Here is a 19,393-nt window from a genome sequence, read left to right as displayed (position 1 = left end):
TCATGGGATAGAACCTCCCCCTGTAGTCGCGGGGGAGGTTCTATCCCATGCGGCCAACGGGTCAAGTTGACCTTGGTCAGCCAGCTGCAAAGGCGGCCAGTGTCGCCTCGCTCCTGCGCTTCTCGAACAGAACCAGGCAGCCATTCATCCCGGGAGCCGTCAGATAGAGGTCGCTGTTCTGCGTCAGATTCCTGACGCGGTAGGCGGTCGTACGCGCCGGGTGTGAACGGGCCCAGGAGGGCCTGTCGCTCGGCCTCGTCCACAGCCAAATCCCAGCGCAGCTTCGTACCCACCCAGGTCGCCTCGTAGGTGCAGTGACAGGAGCCGTCCGTCGGCAGCCACTCCCCCGGGTCCTTGTCGGCGGCCTTGGACCGGTTGGAGGAGGCCGAGACCGCGATGAGGGTGTCGGGGCTGTTCTGGTCGTTCGCGTACGCCTCACGCCGCGCCGCACTCGACGCCGTCCGCTCAGCCGGCGCGGAGCGTCATTCGAAGTGTTCCGTATTCCGCTCCAGGCTCCCATCCGACGTCTGGTGTGTGCGCCCGGAATCGTCGAAGCCAGCCATGTACGTCGCCATGTTGGTTGAGTACCAGGTCAGCGGATCGCACCGTCTTTCGTGTTCGCATCGCCGCAACCGGACAGCCCGGGATCAGCCGTGGGGTTGAGACGTGCGTGCTTCGAGGTAGGCGGTCCCGTCTGTCGCGGCGCGGCGGCGCCACTGTGTGACGGTCACGACGTGCAGGCCGGGGAGTGGGGCCAGGACGGCTGGCGGGAGGTCTTGGGCGAGTTGGGTGAGCGCGGTGTTGCGGCCCGGGCGGATGGGAATGCCGCGCGCGGTAAGCCGGCGGGCGAGCATGGTGGCGGAGAGGTCCTGGCCGGGGCGGGTACCGGGGAACAGGCCTTGATCTGCGTAGAGCAGTGCGGGCCTTGGCCACCTTCGACCTCCTCGAGCCAGCCCGCTGACGACCCGACCTGCTCCTGCCGACGCTGAAGGTGCCAGGCAGCAGGGGGTGGCAGGAGTGCCACACGGCAATGCAACGTGCAGGCTGTGTGTCCTCGATGTCGTGGAAGCCCCCACACGGGGTGCCCGGTGCCCCAAAGACCTGCTCGAGGTCCTGCGGTGGATCAGGCGAGCCGCTTCTTGAGCTGGGCGTACAGCTCGGTGACGGCCGCGTCGGCTGCCGGGGAGAGGCGGAAGAGGTTGAGGAAGGCGTGGATCAGCCCGTCGTACGTGCGGGCGAAGACGTCCACGCCCGCTTTGGCGAGGGCGGCGGCGTAGGCGTTGCCCTCGTCACGCAGGGGGTCGTACTGGCCGGTGCCTATGACTGCGGGGGCGAGCCCGGCGTGACTGTCTGCGCGCAGGGGGGAGACGGGCGCGGAGGAGCGGATGGCGGGGTCGTCGCCGGCGTAGAGGTGTTGCAGGTCGAGGATGTCCTGGTGGCTCAGGAGGTATCCGGTGGCGCACTCGGTGCGGGAGGGGTAGTCGCCGTCGAAGTCGGTGGCGGGATAGGCGAGGAGTTGGGCTGCCAGTGGCCGGTGTTCGTCGCGGAAGGCGAGGGCGACGGCGGCCGCCAGGTTCGCGCCGGCGCTGTCGCCGGCCAGGGCGAGCCGGTCGGGTCGGGCGCCGTAGTCGTCGATGTGGTCGGCGATGTGGCGGGCCGCGGCAAGGCAGTCGTCGTAGGGGGCGGGGAAGGGGTGTTCGGGGGCCAGGCGGTAATCGACGGCGACGACCACGGCCTCGACGTCACGGCTCAGCCTGCGGGTGACGTCGTCGTGCGTGTCGAGGTCGCCGGTGAGCCAACCGCCGCCGTGGAAGAACACCACGGTGGGAACGGGGCCGTCCGTCGCGGGCCGGTAGACGCGCACGGGGATGTTCCCCGCAGGGCCGGGGACGGTGGCGTCCTCCACCGAGCCGACCGTGATCGGTTCCGTCGCGTTGCCATCGGTGCCCAGCTGCCGGTTCGCTTCGCGCAGTGCGGCAGGGTCGGTGTCGAGGATGCGTGGGGCAGGCTGGGCGTTGAGTTGGTCGAGCAGGGCGACGAGGGCGGGGTCCACGGGCATGACGGGGCCTTTCGTGGTGGGAGGGGGCTGGATGGAGCGGCTGGACGGCGGGGGTCAAGGGCGCAGGATGAGGCGGATGGGATCGCCTTCCTTAGTGCGCAGGCGCTCGACTGCCTTGGCCGCGTCGGCGAGCAGGAGTACGTCGGTGATGGAGCGGGAGAAGTCCAGCCTGCCGCCTCCGGCCAGAGCTATCAGCTGCGCCACGGCGTCCTCCGCGGATCCGTAGTGGCCGAGGATCTGGTGCTGGAGGTAGCTGAAGAGGGTGCCGTCGGTGACGGTCAGCGGCTGGTCGGTGAGCCCGACCAGGACGAGGCGTCCCTTCGGTCCGAGCATGCTCAGGGCCTGTTCCCGTACCTCGGCGACTCCGGCGAAGTCGAATGCGGCCTCCAGTGCGCGGCCACCGGTGGCGGCCAGGACCCGGTCGCGCAGGCTGGGGTCGGCCGGGTCCAGCGCCAGGTCGGCGCCGAAGTCGAGTGCGCGCCGACGGGCGGCCGGGGCGGGGTCCACTGCGACGATCGGGCAGGCGCCGAGGGCGCGCAGCAGCTGGACGGCGTGGACCCCGAGACCGCCGACGCCCCACACCCCGACGGCCTGGGCCGGGCGTATGTCCGCTGTCGTGGTGATGGCGCCCCACGGGGTGGAGACGGCGTCCGGGATGATCGCGCCCTGCTCGAAGGGGATCGCCTCGGGCAGGGCGACGAGGGTCTCGACGGAGGCGAGGGCGTACGAGGCCCAGCCGCCGTCGTAGTCGACGCCCCGCGTCAGGACCCGGCCGTCGCGCACCTCGCCCGCCTGCAGGACGACCCGTCGGCCCACGGTCCAGTCCGTGACGTCCGGTCCGCACTCGGCGACGAGGCCGGCGACCTCATGGCCCAGGGTGACGGTGTCGCCCGGCAGGTGGGCTGGGGTGAGTGTGCCGTCGATGAGGTGTACGTCGGACAGGCAGATGCCTGCGGCCTCCACTTTGACCAGCACCTGTCCGGGACCGGGAGAGGGAACGGGGACCTCCTCGACGGTCAGGGTGCGCGAGGGGATGTGCAGGCGCGCGGCACGCATGAGTTCCATTGCGGGTGATCCATTCCGATCTGAGACATGGCGGGCCCGGGAGGAAGCCGGTGTGGCGATGCCCGGGGAGCTTCAGAGGCGAGGCCCGGCAGGTCTGCCCCAGGGGCTAACCCACGACCTAACGCAAGTCGACTTGCTTTCCAACGTAACGCCAGCCGCTTCATATCGCAAGGAAACTTGCGATAGTGTGGCTGGGTGACGAGCGACGACGTGCCAGATAGGCAGGAAGCGCCGCCGCTGAGGCGGCGCGGGGAACGGATGCGGCAGGCCGTCCTGGCCGCCACGGTCGACCTGCTCACCTCTCAGGGGCTGGCCGCCACCACCGTCGCCTCCGTCGCGCGCGCGGCCGGGGTCCACGAGACCTCCGTCTACCGACGCTGGAAGACCCGCGAGAACCTGATCTTCGACGCGCTCGCCACGCACACCGAGCAGGCCCTGCCCACACCCGACACCGGCGCGGTCCGCGAGGACCTGTGCGAGCTGTTCACGGCGCTGATCCGCTTCTTTGCCACACCCGCCGGCGCCGCGCTGCTGCTCCTGGGGACGGTCCGCGAGGAAGGTGCGCTGGAGGAAGGGCGACGCGCGTACTGGCAGGCCCGCCTCGAACGCGCCGAAACGCTCGTGCAGCGCGGCATCGACCGCGGCGAACTGGCCGCCGACACCGACCCACACCTCGTCGTGGAAGCCATCACAGGCCCCCTCCTCGCCAGAGTCCTCCTCACCGGCGAACCCCTCGAAGAAGCCCTCGCCCCACGCCTGGTCGACCTCGTCCTCGACGGCTCCCGCACTTGAGCACTCCTCGCGGCCGGTCACCACGCGAGCACAGGGACGCCTTTACCGCGGGCTCGCCAATGGACGACTGCTCGATCCGTCGCAGTGGGCGCACGGCCTGAATCCAGACGGCTCGCCTGCACCGCTTGGCAATAGCGGCCCCATGAGCGAGGTGGGAGCCCGCTACGAAGGTCCACGCGCGCGCCAGTACGCGACCCGGCCCCGAGGCCGCAGGGCGTTGGGACCCAGCGGGCCTGAAGAGCGTCCGGTCCCGCCCGTCCTTGCGGTCATCGGATCGGCGAGCCGACCAGCCTGACCGACTTCGATAGCGTGATCCTTCAGCTACGTCGGGTGACCGGCGTGGTCGGAACTCATGAGCCCCTGCCGCCGGAGGCATCCACCCGGCAACCGGCATCACAGCGACGGAGACGCGCGACGAGCCTCGAAAAGCCCGAGGTCGACTTCCCCGAGGGCAACCCGCCCGCCGAGCTGGAGATCACGGACATCGTGGAGGGAACCGGCGCCGAGGCGCAGGTCGGCAACAAGGTCGAGGTCCACTACGTCGGTGTCGCTTTCTCCAGCGGCGAGGAGTTCGACGCCAGCTGGAACCGGGACACCCCTCTCGAGTTCGAACTCGGCGCCGGTCGAGTCATCGCAGGCTGGGACCAGGGCCTCCAGGGGATGAAGGCCGGCGACCGCCGCCGGCTCGGTATCCCGGCACACCTGGCCTACGGGGACCACGGCGCCGCAGGCGGCAAGATCGCACCGGGCGAGACCCTGATCTTCGTCTGCGACCTGCTCGCGGTCTGACGAACCCGCGCCACCTGGTACCCCCGGCAGCATGCCGGGAGTACCAGGCGCCGCAGGCTGTACGCCGACCCCGTGTACGTGTACCCCACCCCGTCTAGGCCAGTTCCGCCACCTCGACCGCCAACGCCACCTCGCCGGACCCCCACCGCGACGTCGGATCCAGAACCCTCCGCGTCGGCCACCCCGGACACCCGGCGGAGGGACTCCGTGATCGACTCCGAGGCCTCCTTCCGGTCCTCAACGGCAGTTGAGCGCCGCACGGGCGCCACGACAACAAGGTGCGACCTTTACCGGCGCTATCTGGAGTAACACCACTTGCCGCTGCACACGTCTCGTCATCGAGAAGGGATCTCAGGGCCACGGACCTTGCCGTGTGGGACGGCGACCGCCCACTCGACAACCACCAAGCGGGCTCGACCTACGACGAGCTCTACGAGCGCTACCTGGAGGCGGATGATGTCGCCGTGCAGGGGCGCACGCGAAGCACGCAGGCGCACCACAGGGCCACGCCAGGAACGCCTGCCCAGATGACGGGCGTCGTGGTTGCGCGCTTCCTGTGCCGCGCAGCCGATGCCGCCGCCGGGGCGCCACTCCACCGTCCAGCCGGACAGGCTGTCCTGACTCCGGCCTCGTCGGCCAGGAGCAGTTCCGGGTCGGCCACACGCTGGCAGTGCCCGGCACGGCCAGAACGCCGATCTGATGCCGCTCTTGGCAACCGCCGGCCGGACCCACCTGCCGGGCCGGCAGCGTTTCGACAGCAGTCGGGAGTCACCCTGGACGTCGACACCGAGTCGTTGTTCACGACAACGGGAGGCACCGCCCATCACCGGGACCTCGTACTGACGGTCTGGGCCTCGCCGGAGGTCGGGTCCGCACGCAGGGGAACATCAGCGCGACGGTGCTCCGCGACAGCGGGTGCGGGTGACTGCGACAGAGGAAATCCTGGTGGAATTGATCATGATCGGCCAGCGCACCGGCCACAGCCACCCAGACGTTGAGCGGGGCCTCTGGACCGTGGACCCGTGACTTGCACACCGTCGGACGAGACCCCTGGACGACACGGCAGCTTCGAGGCATTCCTCCCCGTATTGGACATGGCCACGTGCTAGGGATAGTAAGCAAAGATGCCCGAAATGGGAGGTATGCAACGATGCACACAACGATTCTCCGCGTGACGACCGCGCTCGGTGCCGCGGCGGTGCTGGCCGTCTGCGGCGCCGGCGCGGCCAGCGCCGACGACACGGGACCGGGCCATTCCGTGGGCAGCTCAGGCTTCGGGAACTCGGGCGTCGGCAACGCAGGCGCGCTCAACGACGGCATCGGCAACGCGGGCGCACTCAACGACGGCATCGGCAACGCAGGCATCGCCAACTGGGGTCTGGGCAACGCGGGCATCGCCAACACAGGCATCGGCAGCCACGGCATCGCAAACTCCGGCATCGGCAGCTCCGGCATCGGCAACTGAGACGGGCCCACGACCCCGCACCACCGAGCCACACGACATGCCCGGCTGACGCCGGGCCGGTCTACCCGGGCCGCCCCTCCATGAGCGGCAGGCCCGGGCGTCCGGCACGGAGCAGCCGCCCCGCGAAGACGGCGGACCGCGCGAGCAGAACCGGTTTCACCTGGTTGCACGAGCGCTTGCCCACCCCGGCGGCACGCCAAGGCCGCCGCACGCGAGCCCGGCTGTCGGCGTACGGACTTTCCACTCTCATCTCCAGCTGCGTACGGATGAAGCTCCCCCGTTCCGTCGCGGTATGCGGTGCGGCAGGGGTGGTCAGTCGATCGTCCAGCCGTGCTCCCTATGCGCGGCGTCGGCTTCCTCTTCGCCGAGCCAGGCGAGGCTGAACTGCTGGCCCCGTAGTCGAAAGATCCCCGCTGACCAGTCAGCGAGCTCCTCGTCGAGCTCGTCAGCGGAGATGATCCCGTCGTCGAAGTCGGGCAGTTGCTGTGCTGGGCCGACACGGGACAACGCCCACTCAGGAAGCTCTCGCGGACTGCCCCACCGCCTTCGCCAGAGGGGCCCTTCCCTCCACCACCAGGTGGTGACTCGGATTACAAGCACGCCGATCTGTTCGTCTCCATCCATGAGACGTGCGGCAGCTCGGCGGTATGGGTCAAGCCGGGCATCGGTCGATGGCTCCGGCCACTCACGTCTGAACACACCTTCATTCTTACTGTCGCGCTCCAGACCAGGTCGGCCTGGAGCGCAAAACACCTGATCACGTCACACCTGTATCCCGCTCCCGCGCAGGCCGAAACGCCCCTCAGCAGAACCTCGGTGCAAAACAAAACCACCGTGTTCACTGCTACAAACCGGTTCATCCATGCCCCCGGCCGGCATCAGTCGCTCACCCAGCCAGCGCCAAAAGGCCGCGCCTCCAGCCCACGACTGGAGACGGCCACGCCAGTGCCAGCGGGCCCCGATGCGGTTCGCGAGGAAGCACGGTGACTGTAGGCGCGTCCAGCGTTGTGCCCGGCACGGACGAGGCACTGGACCTGCGCGACACCCCCCCTTGACGGCGTCACCGAACCCCACCTGAAACTCATCAGCGAAGACGAAGCCCGAGCCCTGATCGTGCTCCTCGGGCTCCTCGAGGACACCGCCCAGAGCGAGGAAATCCGCCGGTCCGCGGGCGAAATGCCCTTCCGACTCGGCTCCCGCCTCGCCTGACCCTCCCCCGCCACCAGGACATCGTCGTCTACGGCGCTGGCTCCTCTCAAAACCGCAGGTGGCCGGTCTGCTTCGCGAAATCGGGGTCGGATCTGCGCCGGTCGTGGACCGTCTCCGGCCGGATGCGTGCGGCGAGGGCTGCTTGGCGGAGCACGCCATGGGCGGCGAGGTGCTCGTGGAAGGCAGTGCACTGGGTATCGGCGGGGCTGCCGGCGGGTTCCGGGGTGCTGCGGGTGGCGGTGGCCCGGTCCATGGCTTCGGTGAAGCCGGGATCGCGGCGACGGCGCTGGCATACCGTCGCGCTGGTGATGCCGACCTCGGCCGCGGCCGTCGTCGTCGCCATCCCTGCCCGCAGTTACTCGAGGAACTGGCGACGGAGCTCCGCCGTGAAACGGGACGGACGGCGCTCCGCCCGCTTCGAGGTCGCGGCGGCCACCGCGCCGCGCACGGCAGGGAACGCCGGCTGCTCGCTGCGCCAGGTATTGGACTGACCAGCGCCGTCGAAGAGGATCTGCGACGCCAGGCTGGGAGATGCCCCCAGGGCCAGCAGCCTGAGGTAGTCCGCGCGGCCGACGATGCCCACCGTCTCGGCACTGTCCGCGTCCACGCCGGCCAGCGCGAGCGCCAGCCCCGTATCCGTGCGGGCCGCGCGGAACACCCCCCGGACCAGCACTCTCAGATCCTCTGGCACCGCCTGGGCGGCCTCACCGGTGCGCAGCCGGGCAGCACAGCGACCGGGTGCGGTCCGGGAGCTTGTCGGGCATGAGCGCACCGTAAGACGACGCGACGGTACCGGGCTTCCCGACACACCCCGTCGCAGGCTGACCTGAGCAGCGGTCCGCACTGTGTGGGGCGGACGTGGCCTGGCCCGGATCCGCCTTTACCTGTCGGGCAAGGTGCCGGACAGCGGTGCCAGACCCGCAAGGGCCACGCCCGCGCCGAGGCGGCGCTGATGGTGTCCGCCCAGGGCATCCGGGAACAGGCGTGCGGCGAAGCGCACCGCCAGAGCGACCGTGATGCCCCAGGCGGATCACTGCATGTTGGTCTGAGGCCGTAAGCGCCGGCGCGGCTGGGCCCGCGGGGCCTGGGGCGTGTGACGCGAGTGCGCGGAGCGGGGGGCTGTCAAGTCACGACTTTCAGTGGCGTGACGCAGCCGGTGTGCCGGGGCGTAATGGAAGAGCAGCCAGAACGGCCCTCCCCTCCCCCCTCAGCTTGCAAGGAGCACCCCCGATGAACGGCATCCGCACCCGGCGCCTTGTCCTGCTCACCGCATCGACGTCGCTGGCCGTAGGAGCCGTCTCCATGTCGTCCAGTGCATTCGCCGCCCCGGCAGCCCCCCACACCGCCCACATCACCGCAGCCTCCACCGTCGTCAGCGACGTGCGCGACGAGAACTCCACTGACGCCGAGGAGCCCGACGTCAAGCACGAATCCCGTGACGGTAGCGCCGTTGGCGGTGACGGGAACGTCACTTCTGGCGATGGAAGCGCCACCGGTAGTGACTCTTACGTCTACTCGAACAACGTCAAGGTCATCAGGAAGACGAAGCAGTCAAGCCCTGCCATCTACGTAGGAGGCGGCCCGTCCGTCGGCAAGAAGTACTCCACGAAGATGTCGAGCACGGCCGTGTACATGACCGACCTCGGCAAGAGCAGCTGAGCCCTCCCACGCGGCCGCCCGCCCCCAACAGGGCACGTTGATCAGCAGGTCTCGAACCTGGCGAAGACCTCCGATGCGGCTTGGGGCTCCGGCACCCGCCGACCGTTCACCCGGCGGCCGCAGCCAGCCCCACCACGGTCGCCCCCTCCCCCAGATCTGCGCTGACCGCAGACACCAGATCCGGGGAGACACGATCGCGGCTGCCCCGCGCCGCCACTCGCTCGGTGCGCCGGGAAGCACGGTGACCTGCGATCTGTGCGGCGTTGTACCCAGCATGGACGAGACACTGGACCTGCTGGACACCGTCCTCGGTGGCGTCACCGACCACGGCTGAAACTGATCAGCAAACACGAGGCGCGGGCGTTGATGGTGCTCCTGGGGCTGCTCGATGACACCGTCCAGAGCGAGGAGATCCGCCGGGCCGCGGACGAAATGCGGTTCCGCATCGGCTCAGGCCTCTCCCAACCCGTACGCCAGGCAGTCTGCGACACCCGTACGCCAGGCAGTCTGCGACGACGACGTTGGCCGGCTTCGCGCACTTGTCTGCCAGTTTTGGGGCAGCCGTGGGGGGGTGCTGGGCGGTGGCTGTTCGCGTGGAGGTGTGTTGCCTGTCTCAGGGGGGTCGCTGTTGTTCGTGGCGGGGGTTGCGCAGCCGTGCGTGCTTTCCGCGAGCAGTTGCGGTTGGAGGCGGCCGAGCGGTTCCGGCAGGGCGACGAGGACACGGTCATCGCCCACGACCTGCGGGTCAGCGTCCGGTCGATACAGCGTTGGCGCAAGGCTTTGTCGCAGGACGGGCCGAGAGCCCTGGCCTCGAAGGGCCCGGCATCGCTGCCACTGCTCAGCGACGAACTGTTCGCCGTGCTGGAGCGTGAGCTGGCCAAGGGGCCGGTGGCACATGGGTGGCCGGACCAGACGTGGACCCATTCGCGGATCAAGACGCTGATCGGGCGCCGATTTCACAGGAGCTACATCGTGCAAGGGGTGGCCGCCCTGCTCAAGCGGCACGGCTGGAGCTGCCAGATCCCTGTGCCCGGCGGGTGGTCGAGCGGGACGAGAACGTGATGGCCAGCTGGATGAAGGAGACCTGGCCGCAGGTGGAAGGACCGTGGCGGCGCTCGACGCCTGGCTCGTCTTCGAGGACGAAGCAGGATTCTCGATGACGCCGCCTACCACCCGTACCTGGTCCCGCCGCGGCCACACCCCTGTGGTTCGCGTGCGGGGCCGCTCCCGCCGCCGCTTATCGGTGGCCGCCCAGGCCTGCTACAAGGCCGGGGAGTCCGCGCGGCTGATCTACCGGCCCTGCCCGGACGCCCGGCCGATGGGCGCAAAAGCGCCTCCCGGAAGGACTACCGCGACCTGATCCAGACTGCCCACCAGCAGCTTGGCGGTCTGGTTGTGCTGGTCTGGGACAACCTCAACACCCACCTCACCGCCAGCATGCGCCGCGACATTGCCGACCGCGACCGGCTCACTGTCTTCCAACTGTCGCCCTATGCACCCGACCTCAACCCGGTCGAGGGCATCTGGTCCGTCCTACGACGCACCACCGTGGCCAATCGTGCCTTCGCCGACCCCGATGACTTGATCACTGCCGTCCGACGCCGCCTCCGCCAGCTCCCGTACCGCCACGACGTCCTCGACCACTGCCTCACCGGCACCGGCCTCCGACGCCAGCCACCATGACGACATCACGCATTCAAGGTCAAGTAGCCATGGCGGGCTCCAATGGTTCGCTCGGCGAACTTGTCGAGGCGGTGATAGCCATGGCAGGGCGAGGCGGTAGAGCAGGCGCAGTCGGCGCTCCTCTGGCTCTTCGGAGGCCCCCGGCGGACCGGGGCCCAGCGGGTCGTCGATCGGCAGGAAGACGGCCGCCCGGTCGTCGGGGAACGCGGCCACTCGATCCTTGAGGTACCGCCGGAGCTGTCGCTTCGCCCGCGGCGCACGTCCGTGGTCCGATGGAACTGGGGCGGAAAGGAGAGCGATCATGCCCGCAGCGAAGCGAACGAGTGTCGCCGCCTCGGTGTCGGTCCGCCCGCTGGTTGAGCCTGACCTGGATCGGGCCGACGAGATCTTCAGGGTCGCCTTCGGCACCTTCCTCGGGGCTCCTGAGCCGGAGACGTTCTTCGGGACCGCCGACTATGTCCGCACCCGCTGGGCGGCAGATCCACACGCGGCCTTCGCAGCGACCGTCGAGGGCGAGGTCGTCGCCTCGAACTTCGCCGCCAACTGGGGCAGCGTCGGGTTCTTCGGCCCGCTGACCGTACGTCCGGATCTGTGGGACCAGGGCATCGGCAGGCGCCTCATGGAACCGGTCATGGCCTGCTTCGACACCTGGGAGAACCGCCACCTCGGCCTGTTCACCTTCTCGCACAGTCCCAAGCACCTCGAGCTCTACCGCCGGTACGGTTTCTGGCCCCGATTCCTTACAGCCATCATGAAGAAACAGGTCGCCGTCAGTGCCGCAGTCCCCGGCCGAGTGCTGTACGGCGAGCTGACCGCCGCTGAGCGGCCCGACGCACTGAGCCTCAGTCGCGCACTGACGGGGGCCGTGTACGAGGGCCTGAGCTTGGAGCGCGAGATCATGGCCACACAGGCGCAGGGACTCGGTGACACCATCCTCCTCGAGGGCGCCGGCCCCGACCTCGACGGTCTGGCTGTCTGCCACTGCGGAGCAGGTTCGGAGGCCGGTGAGGATGTGTGCTTCGTCAAATTCGGCGCCGTACGCCCTGGCCCGGGCGCCGCGGACCGGTTCGAACGACTGCTGAATGCGTGCGAGCAGCTGGCTGCAGAGAAGGGACTGAGGCAACTGGACGCCGGAATGAACCTGGCCCGCCAGGATGCCTACCGGCGCATGGTCGACCGCGGTTTCCGTACCTGGCTGCAAGGCGTGGCCATGCACAAGCCCAACGAACCTGGCTACAGCCACCCAGACGCCTACGTGATCGACGACTGGCGCTGAGTCCACCGCCATACTCGGCTTCGGGGAAGACCCGATGCCGTCAGGAGACGATTGACACCAGGACTCCACGCTGAACGACCTGTCGCTGACCGCCCGTCACCGTCCTGCTGACCACGTCGGCATACCGCAGGGATCACGAGACGTCAGCCCCTACGACACCACGCTTTGAAGGTCGGTAACCAGGACAACGGCCGCCAAACTTACGACGTCGTTTCGACGGGAGGCGGGGAGTCGCACGCTCGCACGTATAGGCGATGTTCACGAGAACGGGAGTCAGCTGCCGCAGGCCTTTGCAGGTGGCCGGTGGTGTGAATAGTGCATGGACGGTATCGGTGGCCAGGTCTCGCAGCCAGGTGTGGGCGCGGTCGTTGTCGTGGCGCTGATGTCACAGCGGGTACAGGGGGACGTCGGGCAGCGGGATCGGCGGCGGCAGCGTGACCAGGCCGAGTTGTTCCCGGGCTGTGCGGGTGACCGCGTCGGGGAGGGTGACGACCAGGTCGGTGTCGAGGGCGAGTTGCCGCCGACGGAGACGTACGTGCACGCGACCGGCCGAAGTCGACCACGGCGGCCCTCGCCGAATCCCGGTGCTGCCGCCAGCCGAGGCGAGGAGCATCATCGCTCGTCGGAACCGCACCGAGCCGGTACTGCCCCGCCGGACGATGTGCTGGAGTTCCTGGCCCTCCTGCCCGGTCCGCCTGCGAACCCGGACTGGTTGCGCCATCCCGCCTCCCCGTGCTGGTTGGAGAACTCATTTCCAACCAGCACAACGAGCAACCCGGCGAACCTTCCCGGTCACAGCACCAGACGTCCCCGACGAGGTAGACCAGGAGGCCGGCTCGAACGAGGCGACCGACCGCCGAGGCGGTCACCCTCGGCCGGCAGCGCGGCAGCGGCACGCTACGCCCAGAGCTTCCGTCAGCCGGTCCGCCACCCACCCCGCCCCGACCGGGCCCCGCGGACCGCCTCCGGGTCGGCGGCGGGGACCACCGCCCGCGACCACTCTCCCCGGCCGGCATCCGTCGGCGAAACCAGCCCGGAACCGGCCGCCCACCGCCAGGCCGCCACCGGCACCGGCACCGGCACCGGCACCGGCACCGGCACCGGCACCGGCAACGAGCCGACGGGGCTGCTGAATCTGCGGCTGCCCCGGGTGGTCGGCTGAGACGCGGGGGGGGGCGGCCGAGAGCTGAGCGGGACCGGCCGCGCCCGGTGCAGCAGCAGAGCCCCGGACGGCGGCAGGGCCCGGACGGCGCGTCGCGGTCCGGGCCCTGCCCCGTGCGGTGCCGCCCCGCGGCGGCGGTGCGTCAGCTCTGTGCGGTGTCGTCGCCCGCCTGCCCGGCGCCCTCAGCTGCGCCTGCCTTCTCGCGCATCTTGCGCACCAGCTCCGCCTTCTGGTCGGCTGCACCCCGGCGGTCGAGGTTGCGGTGCGGACCGTTGTTCTGCCGTTCGGCGCGGGACAGCCTCTTGCGCTGGCCGCCGCCCTGGCCCACGGGGTTGTTGATGTTCTTGCTCACGGTCACGGGTTCTCCCGGTAATGATGTGAAGTGATCTACGGATTCATCGGTGGGGCCGGGCGGCGACGTCGAAGGACGTCAGCAGTGGCCCATCACGCCCTCACTCGTAAATCGGCCTCTGGAAGAACATGACAAAGACGGTACCCGGTTCCGTCGGCCCCGCACACCAACCCTTCGCCACCCCGGCGTCGGCCGGGCCTTCGGCGAGCGCCTGGGGTCAGCCGTTTCCGTCCGGGACAGCACCGCCAGCACCGGCCGGTGGTCGCCGCCCATCCTGGGCAGATCCAGACGGCGCTACCGGGCCTCCGTGGGCATCATCAGTGGTCGCGAGCACACTGACGGCATGAGAGATCATCTCACTTGCGCCCCGCCGCTACGGGACGACCTTTAGTGCAGAGAAGCCACGCTCCGACATGCAGGTAAGGGGTTGGGTCTTCGCCTCTCTGCGCGGCATGCAAGGCCCTGCGGCAGGCGCAGGACGGGGGCGGAGCGGTGTCCGAGCTCCCGCCCGACCTGCCGCGCCTGCGCACCGTGGTGACCTACCTGTGCGGCGAGCTCGCCCGGGCCGAGCGGGCACTCAACCTGGCGGAGGAGCCGGATGCCCTCGCCAGACAGCGGCGGCTGCCGCCGCCCGGGCCGCCCGCGTGGCTGATCGAGCGGAGCATCGGAGCGGGGCGGCTGCCGGTCCGCGTCCACGCCGGGGACTGCCGGGACGCCAGGAAGCGCTGTACGGCCATGAGCAGCGAGGAGGCGCGCCGGGTGCTGGCCGAAGGGTGTACCCGCCTGCCCGTACTGCCGGCCCGACGTCGCCCTCGGCGTGCTCGAGATGGACGAAGTTGATCGGATCGGCCGGTACGAAACCTACTCAACGCTGGTGCAGACGATCTTGGCGGATTCGTTGCATGATGAAAGTCTTGCGACCATGAAGATCCTTTTTATCGGTGGAACCGTCTTCCTGGGCCGTGCGCTCGTCGACGAGGCGCTGCGACGTGGTCACGAGGTGACGTTGTTCAACCGCGGACAGGCGGGCCCGACGCCTTCGGGGGCGGAAGCGGTCCAGGGCGATCGAGAAGACGAAGCCGCTCTGCGTGCGCTGGTAGAAGAGCGGACCTGGGACTGTGTAGTCGACACCTGCGGGTTCGAGCCCCAGATCGTGCAGCGTTCGGTCCGGGCACTGGCCGGGCACGCTGAGATTTACGCCTTCGTCTCGTCTTTCCACGCCTACTCGGACTGGCCCGCAAAGGGTGTGGACGAGTCCTTCCCGCTCCACGCCTGCGCTCCGGACGCCTCGCCGGACGACGTGCCCTACAACGCACTCAAGGCCGGATGCGAGCGGGCGGTCGAGGAGGGCTTCCCCGAACGCGCCCTGATCGTCAATCCCGGCATCATCGTTGGTCCCGGAGAGAACGTCGGGCGCCTCCCGTGGTGGCTGGAGGCCATCGCACGTGGCGGCCGTGTGCTGGCTCCAGGCTCCCCGGACCGCGCGATACAGCTGATCGACGCCCGTGACATCGCCAACTTCATGCTCGACCGGCTCGCCGAGCGCGGCACCGGCCGATATCTGACCACCGGTGTCCGCGAGAGCACCACCATGGGCGAGCTGCTGAGTGCCTGCGTCGACGCCACCGGTGCCGCGACCGAACTCGTATGGATGGACGAGCAGTTCCTCCATGATCACGGCGTGGCTCCGTGGGCCGAGCTCCCGCTGTGGGCCCCTGACATTCCCGAGGTGATCGGAACCTGGACCGCTTCTTCTGCCAAGGCCCTGACCGCAGGTCTACGCTGCCGCCCCGTCGCCGAGACCGTCGCGGACACCTGGCGGGCGCTCGGCGAGGGCACGTATCCACGGCCCAAATACCTTCAGGGGAAGACTCCCGTCGGCTTGGACAAGGACAAGCACGACGCGGTCCTCGCCGCGTGGAACAACCGCAAGCCGCAGGCCTGAGCGCCGCGGCGCCCGGCCCCGCGACCCGGGCAGGACAGCACGCCGACCGCTGGCCTGCCGGCCTCCCCTGCGCGGGGGAGGCCGGATGATCCGTGGGGTGGATGTGATCAGCGCGGGTGGCGGGGATTCTTGGAGTCTCGGAAATCGGGATGTACGGAGGTCACACGGTGGCTGTTCCTGCGAACTCGGAGGTAGGCGGCGTTCTTAGGCCACCGACCGCAAGCCCGGGGCGGATGTTGTGGTGGCGGCGGTGGCCCATGTGGACGCCCGTGGCCGCTGCACTGTGGGGCGTGTTGTACGCCGGCGTCGAGGTCACGTGGGCGGCGGCGGGCATCACCGTGCCATGGAAGGAGCACGCCTCATACGCGCCTGCGGTCCAGCTTTCCCTGGCGGCCCTCGCCGTCCTGGCCGGCGGGGCTTGCCTGGCCAGCACCCGAACACTTGCCAGGCCTTGGCGGGCCTCGGTGGCAACGGCGCTGATCGTGACGATCCCGGTGTTCGTCGTGGGGACGAATGGCCTGCCGATCTACTTCGTGTCGCTGGTAACGCTCTCGGGGATCGAGAGCGCCACCGGTTTGGCTCAGGTGCTGTTGAACACGCTCGGCGCCGCGCTTGTGCTCCTCGTCGGCTTGTCATACCGTCGACGGCTGCGCGGCGACTGTCCGCGATGCGGGCGGCCGCACGCCGGCGCCAGCGACGGCCCGCTTGCCCACCCAGCTGTCTCCCCGGCCCCGAAGCGGACCCGCAGGGCGGTGTACCTGCTCATGTGTGGACTCCTTCCGTGGGCAGGAGTCAAGAGCATCTGGACGCTGGGCGGCGACGCACTCGGCGTCTCGGCCGATGACTGGCGGCGGACGACGAGCGTCGGCGCGTCGGGGCCGTCGAAGGCGGCCGCGGCGGCGGGGATCGACGTGACCGTACTGGCTGCGATGGTCGGCGTCTTCCTGCTGCTGGGGCTGCTGTACGTGTGGGGGCAGGTGTTCCCCCGCTGGACGCTGATCCTGTCCGGACGGCGGGTCCCGCGCCTGCTGCCGTTGATCCCGGCCTGGCTGACCGGCATCCCTTTGACGATGTACGGGGCCGTACTCGTCGTCATGGCCCCGCTCATCGCCGTCGGCGTGCTGCCCGCGATCAAGCCGTCCCCGCCGTTCACCACCAGCTCGGGGATCACCTGGATGATCGAGTTCGGTGGCCTGGCATTCGCCGGCCTGGGCATCGGCCTCGTCGTGGCCGCTCGCTCCTATGCCGCCCGCACCCACCCCGTCTGCGCCAGCGCCAGCGTCGGCGCCACGGCAACGAAGCGGCCCGAGTAGCCGGGTATCGGAACGTCAGCCTCCTGCTGGCGATCGACGCGCCACCGGCGGCGGCCCAGGTGATTTGACGGCGCAGTCCAGGCGGCCGTTCGGCGTTTTCGATCACGCCCGGCACCGACCGCGATCCCCCGAACGAGACCCCCGTTCGATCGACAAGCTCCTTGATCGGTACGACAGCGACTTCTCAGGGATCACCTCGCGGCACAGATGTGGATGGCCGCGAGGTGCAGGGCCGCCCGGAAGACGGTTGCCGTCTTGTCGTAGGGGATGGCCAGCCCTCGCCACTGCCTGAGCTGGCTGATGCACCGCTCGACTTTGTTCCGCTGCTTTTAGGCCTCGCGGTCGAAAGGCCGTCGGGCGGCCGCCCTTGCTGCCCAGTCGTTTACGACCTTGGGAGCGATGTGCCGCGTCTGGGAAGCGGGCCCAGGGACTTGGGGCGTGAGGCTGGGGCCGTGTGCTGCTCCCTTGCCAAGCGGAAGGGAGCAATGTCCGGGACAACAGCACATCCGGCCTGGCCGCAGACGGATCATTCGTTCGAAGGGAATGCCCCGTGCCGCCGGTTGGCGGCAACCGCTGGGGCCGCCCACGAAACCGGACACAGCAACGAACCGCGCACCCCGTCGCCGCTGCCGGCGCTGACGGATACGGGACGTCGGCAGTGCACACTCCCGCTGAGCGGGATCTGTCGGATCCGGGGCTCAGGCCGGGCGGGTGGCGTTCTGGCAGGCCGGACGTGGGCGGAGCGCTGCCGGACGGGCGAGCAGGCAGGCCAGGGCTCCCAGGAGGAATCCGTACACGGACACGAGGCCGTGGCCGTTGGACTGGGTGAACCACATGACCAGGCCGAGTACGGGCACGCCGGCCGCGAGCAGGGCTTCCTTGCGCTGCGTCTTGTCCCCTCCGGTGCGCAGGTCGCGTACGACGCGCAGGAGGAGGGCGGCGGCCAGGGCCGCTCCGAGGAAGTAGGTGGCTCCCGAACTGCCCGCGAAGTTGCGGGGGTCGGTGCTGTGGTGGCCGCCCGCGCCGAAGAGTGCGTCGATGTGCTCGGGCAGGAGGATCCCGGCGAGGAACAGGCCAGGGTGAGCGGGGTGCCCCAGAACCAGTCGGCCAGGGCCGCGACGGCGGCGAGCGTGGCGATGTTCCAGGCCCCGCCGAACAGGCCGCCGTTCTGCATGAAGACCGAGGTGAGGACCCGCTACCAGCCCGACCTGGCCGGGTCGGCGTCGAGGGTGTCCATAGCGCCGGACCGGCACAGCTGGAGCGCCACCCCGGCGAAGGCGAGGGCGGTCAGGGCCACGGCGGCCCAGGGGATACGCCGGCCACGCAGCGTGTCCTCGGCGAGCAGGGCCAGTCCGCCTTTGAACATCAAAACCATCAGTGCTGCCGTGGTCACGTTGAACACCACTGCGTCCATCGCCACCACCCCCCTTCGGTCCCCGGTCGTGTGCTTCGGGGACGACAGTAGCCCTGACCACCCCAGAATTCAAACACTGTTAGAAATTGGGGATAGAGTGCTCCCATGAAGCTGACGCGAGAGCGGATCATCGACGCGGGCATGGCCGAGTTCGCCGAGTCCGGATACCACGGCCTGTCCATGCGCAAGGTGGCGCAGCGGCTCGACGCGCAGGCCGGGAGCCTCTACTACCACGTGCCCAACAAGAACGCCCTGATCCAGCTGATGGCGGACCGCGTCGCCCGCCGGGCCTACGACGCCGGCACCGCGGCCCTGTCCGCACTGGACCCGGCAGCGGACTGGCAGTACAGGGTCCAGGCCCAGCTCGTCACCCTCCGCGAGAGCATCCGCCTCCACCCCGGCGGCGCGGTGATGCTCGCCGACAGCCCCAAGGTCCTCAGCGCCGGCGCACTGTCCCTGATGGAACGGCTCCTGGAAACCCTGCGCGACGCCGGTATCCCCACCGGGCACGCAGCGATCGGCGCGGACGCGCTCCTGAGCCACGCCACCGGCTTCGTCCTCCAGGAGCAGAGCCAATCCCCCGCTGCGGCCGTCGGCGCCGAGGAGGCCGCAGCCCTGCACGCGCGGTTCCCCCTGACCGTGGCCGCAGCCTCGGCCTTCACCGAGGACGACAAGTTCGCCCGCGGCGTACAACTGCTGTGCGCGGGCCTCGCCACCCTCACCGAACCAGCCCCGCAGTAGAGGCGCACCTCCGTTCCACGGTCGCGGCGTGGTCAGGCCCTTGAACACGATGCCCTCCACCCCTGACACGCCGGTCCAGGTCTCCAGCCGTTCCCGGGCCCTGGCCAGGTCCGTCGTCATCGGGACGAGGGGCCACCCGGGGCCGTCAGAGCCTGGTCGGTGAACAACTGCTCCAGGAGGGCACGCCGGTCTTTGTACGAGCGCGTCAAGTGCTCCTTCCCGCCCATCCGCAACAGGTCGAACGCCCAAGCGAACGGGCCCGGAATCTGCAGCTCGAGCTGCGAGGAACCCGTCGCCGGAGGCTCGGTTGTGTGGTCATCCCCGTCGGGTTCCACGGGCTGGCCGCGGCGACTTGCACGCACGGTGTGAGCAACCGTCGTGGCGCTGACACCGTGGTCGGCGCGATACGACGGCCCGTGGTGGTAGGCGAAGCCATCCTGACCAGAGGCCTGCGACCAGGGCACGCGAC

General features: G+C 69.6%; 17 protein-coding genes and 3 pseudogenes. 10 read left to right on the top strand and 10 right to left on the bottom strand.

Annotated features, from left to right (window positions below; translation table 11 throughout):
* Positions 1–1,123: 1,123 nt before the first annotated feature.
* The gene (locus ACZ5WG_RS23885; RefSeq protein ID WP_468725745.1) at positions 1,124–2,059 is read right to left on the bottom strand and encodes an alpha/beta hydrolase; all 936 of its coding nucleotides are present in this window, start codon (positions 2,057–2,059) and stop codon (positions 1,124–1,126) included.
* Positions 2,060–2,113: 54 nt separating this feature from the next.
* Positions 2,114–3,124 carry a zinc-binding dehydrogenase gene (locus ACZ5WG_RS23880; RefSeq protein ID WP_468725743.1) on the bottom strand — a complete coding sequence of 337 codons (1,011 nt, stop codon included), beginning with the start codon at positions 3,122–3,124 and terminating at the stop codon, positions 2,114–2,116.
* A gap of 258 nt (positions 3,125–3,382) precedes the next feature.
* On the opposite strand from ACZ5WG_RS23880, the gene ACZ5WG_RS23875 reads away from it, so the two are divergent.
* From ACZ5WG_RS23875 to ACZ5WG_RS23865, 3 genes are all read left to right on the top strand, one after another.
* A complete protein-coding gene (locus ACZ5WG_RS23875) occupies positions 3,383–3,916 on the top strand; it encodes a TetR-like C-terminal domain-containing protein (protein WP_468725970.1) in 534 nt (177 codons plus the stop codon).
* A gap of 360 nt (positions 3,917–4,276) precedes the next feature.
* Complete coding sequence (locus ACZ5WG_RS23870; protein ID WP_468725969.1) at positions 4,277–4,705, top strand: FKBP-type peptidyl-prolyl cis-trans isomerase; 429 nt, start codon at positions 4,277–4,279, stop codon at positions 4,703–4,705.
* A 1,171-nt stretch (positions 4,706–5,876) separates the two neighbouring features.
* Positions 5,877–6,170 (top strand): hypothetical protein, encoded by a 294-nt coding sequence (locus ACZ5WG_RS23865; protein WP_468725664.1) that lies wholly within the window; start codon positions 5,877–5,879, stop codon positions 6,168–6,170.
* A 312-nt stretch (positions 6,171–6,482) separates the two neighbouring features.
* Here the strand turns inward: ACZ5WG_RS23865 and ACZ5WG_RS23860 are convergent, their stop codons facing one another.
* From ACZ5WG_RS23860 to ACZ5WG_RS23850, 3 genes are all read right to left on the bottom strand, one after another.
* The gene (locus ACZ5WG_RS23860) at positions 6,483–6,794 is read right to left on the bottom strand and encodes a hypothetical protein (RefSeq protein WP_468725742.1); all 312 of its coding nucleotides are present in this window, start codon (positions 6,792–6,794) and stop codon (positions 6,483–6,485) included.
* Positions 6,795–7,425: 631 nt separating this feature from the next.
* On the bottom strand, positions 7,426–7,722 hold the full coding sequence (locus ACZ5WG_RS23855) for a hypothetical protein (RefSeq protein ID WP_468725741.1): 297 nt from the start codon (positions 7,720–7,722) through the stop codon (positions 7,426–7,428).
* Positions 7,723–7,734: 12 nt separating this feature from the next.
* Positions 7,735–8,070, bottom strand: a complete 336-nt coding sequence (locus ACZ5WG_RS23850) for a hypothetical protein (RefSeq protein WP_468725739.1) — start codon at positions 8,068–8,070, stop codon at positions 7,735–7,737.
* A gap of 539 nt (positions 8,071–8,609) precedes the next feature.
* Between ACZ5WG_RS23850 and ACZ5WG_RS23845 the strand changes: the two genes are divergently transcribed.
* The 3 genes and pseudogenes from ACZ5WG_RS23845 (at position 8,610) to ACZ5WG_RS23835 (ending at position 11,997) form a co-directional block, all read left to right on the top strand.
* Positions 8,610–9,038, top strand: a complete 429-nt coding sequence (locus tag ACZ5WG_RS23845; protein ID WP_468725737.1) for a hypothetical protein — start codon at positions 8,610–8,612, stop codon at positions 9,036–9,038.
* Positions 9,039–9,623: 585 nt separating this feature from the next.
* Positions 9,624–10,721 (top strand): annotated as a pseudogene (locus tag ACZ5WG_RS23840) (IS630 family transposase).
* 301 nt (positions 10,722–11,022) lie between these two features.
* Entirely contained in the window at positions 11,023–11,997 is a 975-nt protein-coding gene (locus ACZ5WG_RS23835; RefSeq protein ID WP_468725736.1) for a GNAT family N-acetyltransferase, read from the top strand.
* A gap of 301 nt (positions 11,998–12,298) precedes the next feature.
* On the opposite strand, the pseudogene ACZ5WG_RS23830 reads toward ACZ5WG_RS23835, so the two are convergent.
* From ACZ5WG_RS23830 to ACZ5WG_RS23820, 3 genes and pseudogenes are all read right to left on the bottom strand, one after another.
* Positions 12,299–12,514 (bottom strand): annotated as a pseudogene (locus ACZ5WG_RS23830) (LysR family transcriptional regulator); the annotation flags it as partial.
* Positions 12,515–12,580: 66 nt separating this feature from the next.
* Positions 12,581–12,718, bottom strand: a pseudogene (locus ACZ5WG_RS23825) (IS630 family transposase); the annotation flags it as partial.
* Positions 12,719–13,301: 583 nt separating this feature from the next.
* A complete protein-coding gene (locus ACZ5WG_RS23820; RefSeq protein ID WP_382546418.1) occupies positions 13,302–13,517 on the bottom strand; it encodes a DUF6243 family protein in 216 nt (71 codons plus the stop codon).
* Between the two features lie 486 nt (positions 13,518–14,003).
* Here ACZ5WG_RS23820 and ACZ5WG_RS23815 point away from each other — a divergent pair, with 486 nt between their 5' ends.
* The 3 genes from ACZ5WG_RS23815 to ACZ5WG_RS23805 all read left to right on the top strand — a co-directional run bounded on the left by ACZ5WG_RS23815 (position 14,004) and on the right by ACZ5WG_RS23805 (position 16,769).
* Positions 14,004–14,351 (top strand): DUF6233 domain-containing protein, encoded by a 348-nt coding sequence (locus ACZ5WG_RS23815; RefSeq protein WP_468725734.1) that lies wholly within the window; start codon positions 14,004–14,006, stop codon positions 14,349–14,351.
* Positions 14,338–15,456, top strand: a complete 1,119-nt coding sequence (locus ACZ5WG_RS23810) for an NAD-dependent epimerase/dehydratase family protein (RefSeq protein ID WP_468725967.1) — start codon at positions 14,338–14,340, stop codon at positions 15,454–15,456. Before ACZ5WG_RS23815 ends, ACZ5WG_RS23810 begins: the two co-directional genes overlap by 14 nt.
* 269 nt (positions 15,457–15,725) lie before the next feature.
* A complete protein-coding gene (locus ACZ5WG_RS23805; RefSeq protein ID WP_468725733.1) occupies positions 15,726–16,769 on the top strand; it encodes a hypothetical protein in 1,044 nt (347 codons plus the stop codon).
* A 698-nt stretch (positions 16,770–17,467) separates the two neighbouring features.
* On the opposite strand, the gene ACZ5WG_RS23800 is transcribed toward ACZ5WG_RS23805, so the two are convergent.
* Entirely contained in the window at positions 17,468–18,022 is a 555-nt protein-coding gene (locus ACZ5WG_RS23800) for a hypothetical protein (protein ID WP_468725731.1), read from the bottom strand.
* Positions 17,965–18,183 carry a hypothetical protein gene (locus ACZ5WG_RS23795; RefSeq protein ID WP_468725729.1) on the bottom strand — a complete coding sequence of 73 codons (219 nt, stop codon included), beginning with the start codon at positions 18,181–18,183 and terminating at the stop codon, positions 17,965–17,967. The genes ACZ5WG_RS23800 and ACZ5WG_RS23795 overlap by 58 nt, the downstream gene beginning before the upstream one ends.
* A gap of 105 nt (positions 18,184–18,288) precedes the next feature.
* Between ACZ5WG_RS23795 and ACZ5WG_RS23790 the strand changes: the two genes are divergently transcribed.
* Entirely contained in the window at positions 18,289–18,924 is a 636-nt protein-coding gene (locus ACZ5WG_RS23790) for a TetR/AcrR family transcriptional regulator (protein ID WP_468725727.1), read from the top strand.
* Positions 18,925–19,393 lie beyond the last annotated feature (469 nt).

This window comes from Streptomyces sp. NPDC032745 (assembly GCF_055579465.1).
Note: the sequence above shows the minus strand (reverse complement) of the source record. Positions and strands in the feature narration are given on the sequence as shown.

Coding starts and splice junctions, on each gene's coding strand:
- ACZ5WG_RS23885 (WP_468725745.1), bottom strand. CDS start 2,059: ATGCCCGTGGACCCCGCCCTCGTCGCCCTGCTCGACCAACTCAACGCC.
- ACZ5WG_RS23880 (WP_468725743.1), bottom strand. CDS start 3,124: ATGGAACTCATGCGTGCCGCGCGCCTGCACATCCCCTCGCGCACCCTG.
- ACZ5WG_RS23875 (WP_468725970.1), top strand. CDS start 3,383: ATGCGGCAGGCCGTCCTGGCCGCCACGGTCGACCTGCTCACCTCTCAG.
- ACZ5WG_RS23860 (WP_468725742.1), bottom strand. CDS start 6,794: ATGGATGGAGACGAACAGATCGGCGTGCTTGTAATCCGAGTCACCACC.
- ACZ5WG_RS23855 (WP_468725741.1), bottom strand. CDS start 7,722: ATGGCGACGACGACGGCCGCGGCCGAGGTCGGCATCACCAGCGCGACG.
- ACZ5WG_RS23845 (WP_468725737.1), top strand. CDS start 8,610: ATGAACGGCATCCGCACCCGGCGCCTTGTCCTGCTCACCGCATCGACG.
- ACZ5WG_RS23835 (WP_468725736.1), top strand. CDS start 11,023: ATGCCCGCAGCGAAGCGAACGAGTGTCGCCGCCTCGGTGTCGGTCCGC.
- ACZ5WG_RS23810 (WP_468725967.1), top strand. CDS start 14,338: ATGGACGAAGTTGATCGGATCGGCCGGTACGAAACCTACTCAACGCTG.
- ACZ5WG_RS23795 (WP_468725729.1), bottom strand. CDS start 18,183: ATGGACGCAGTGGTGTTCAACGTGACCACGGCAGCACTGATGGTTTTG.
- ACZ5WG_RS23790 (WP_468725727.1), top strand. CDS start 18,289: ATGAAGCTGACGCGAGAGCGGATCATCGACGCGGGCATGGCCGAGTTC.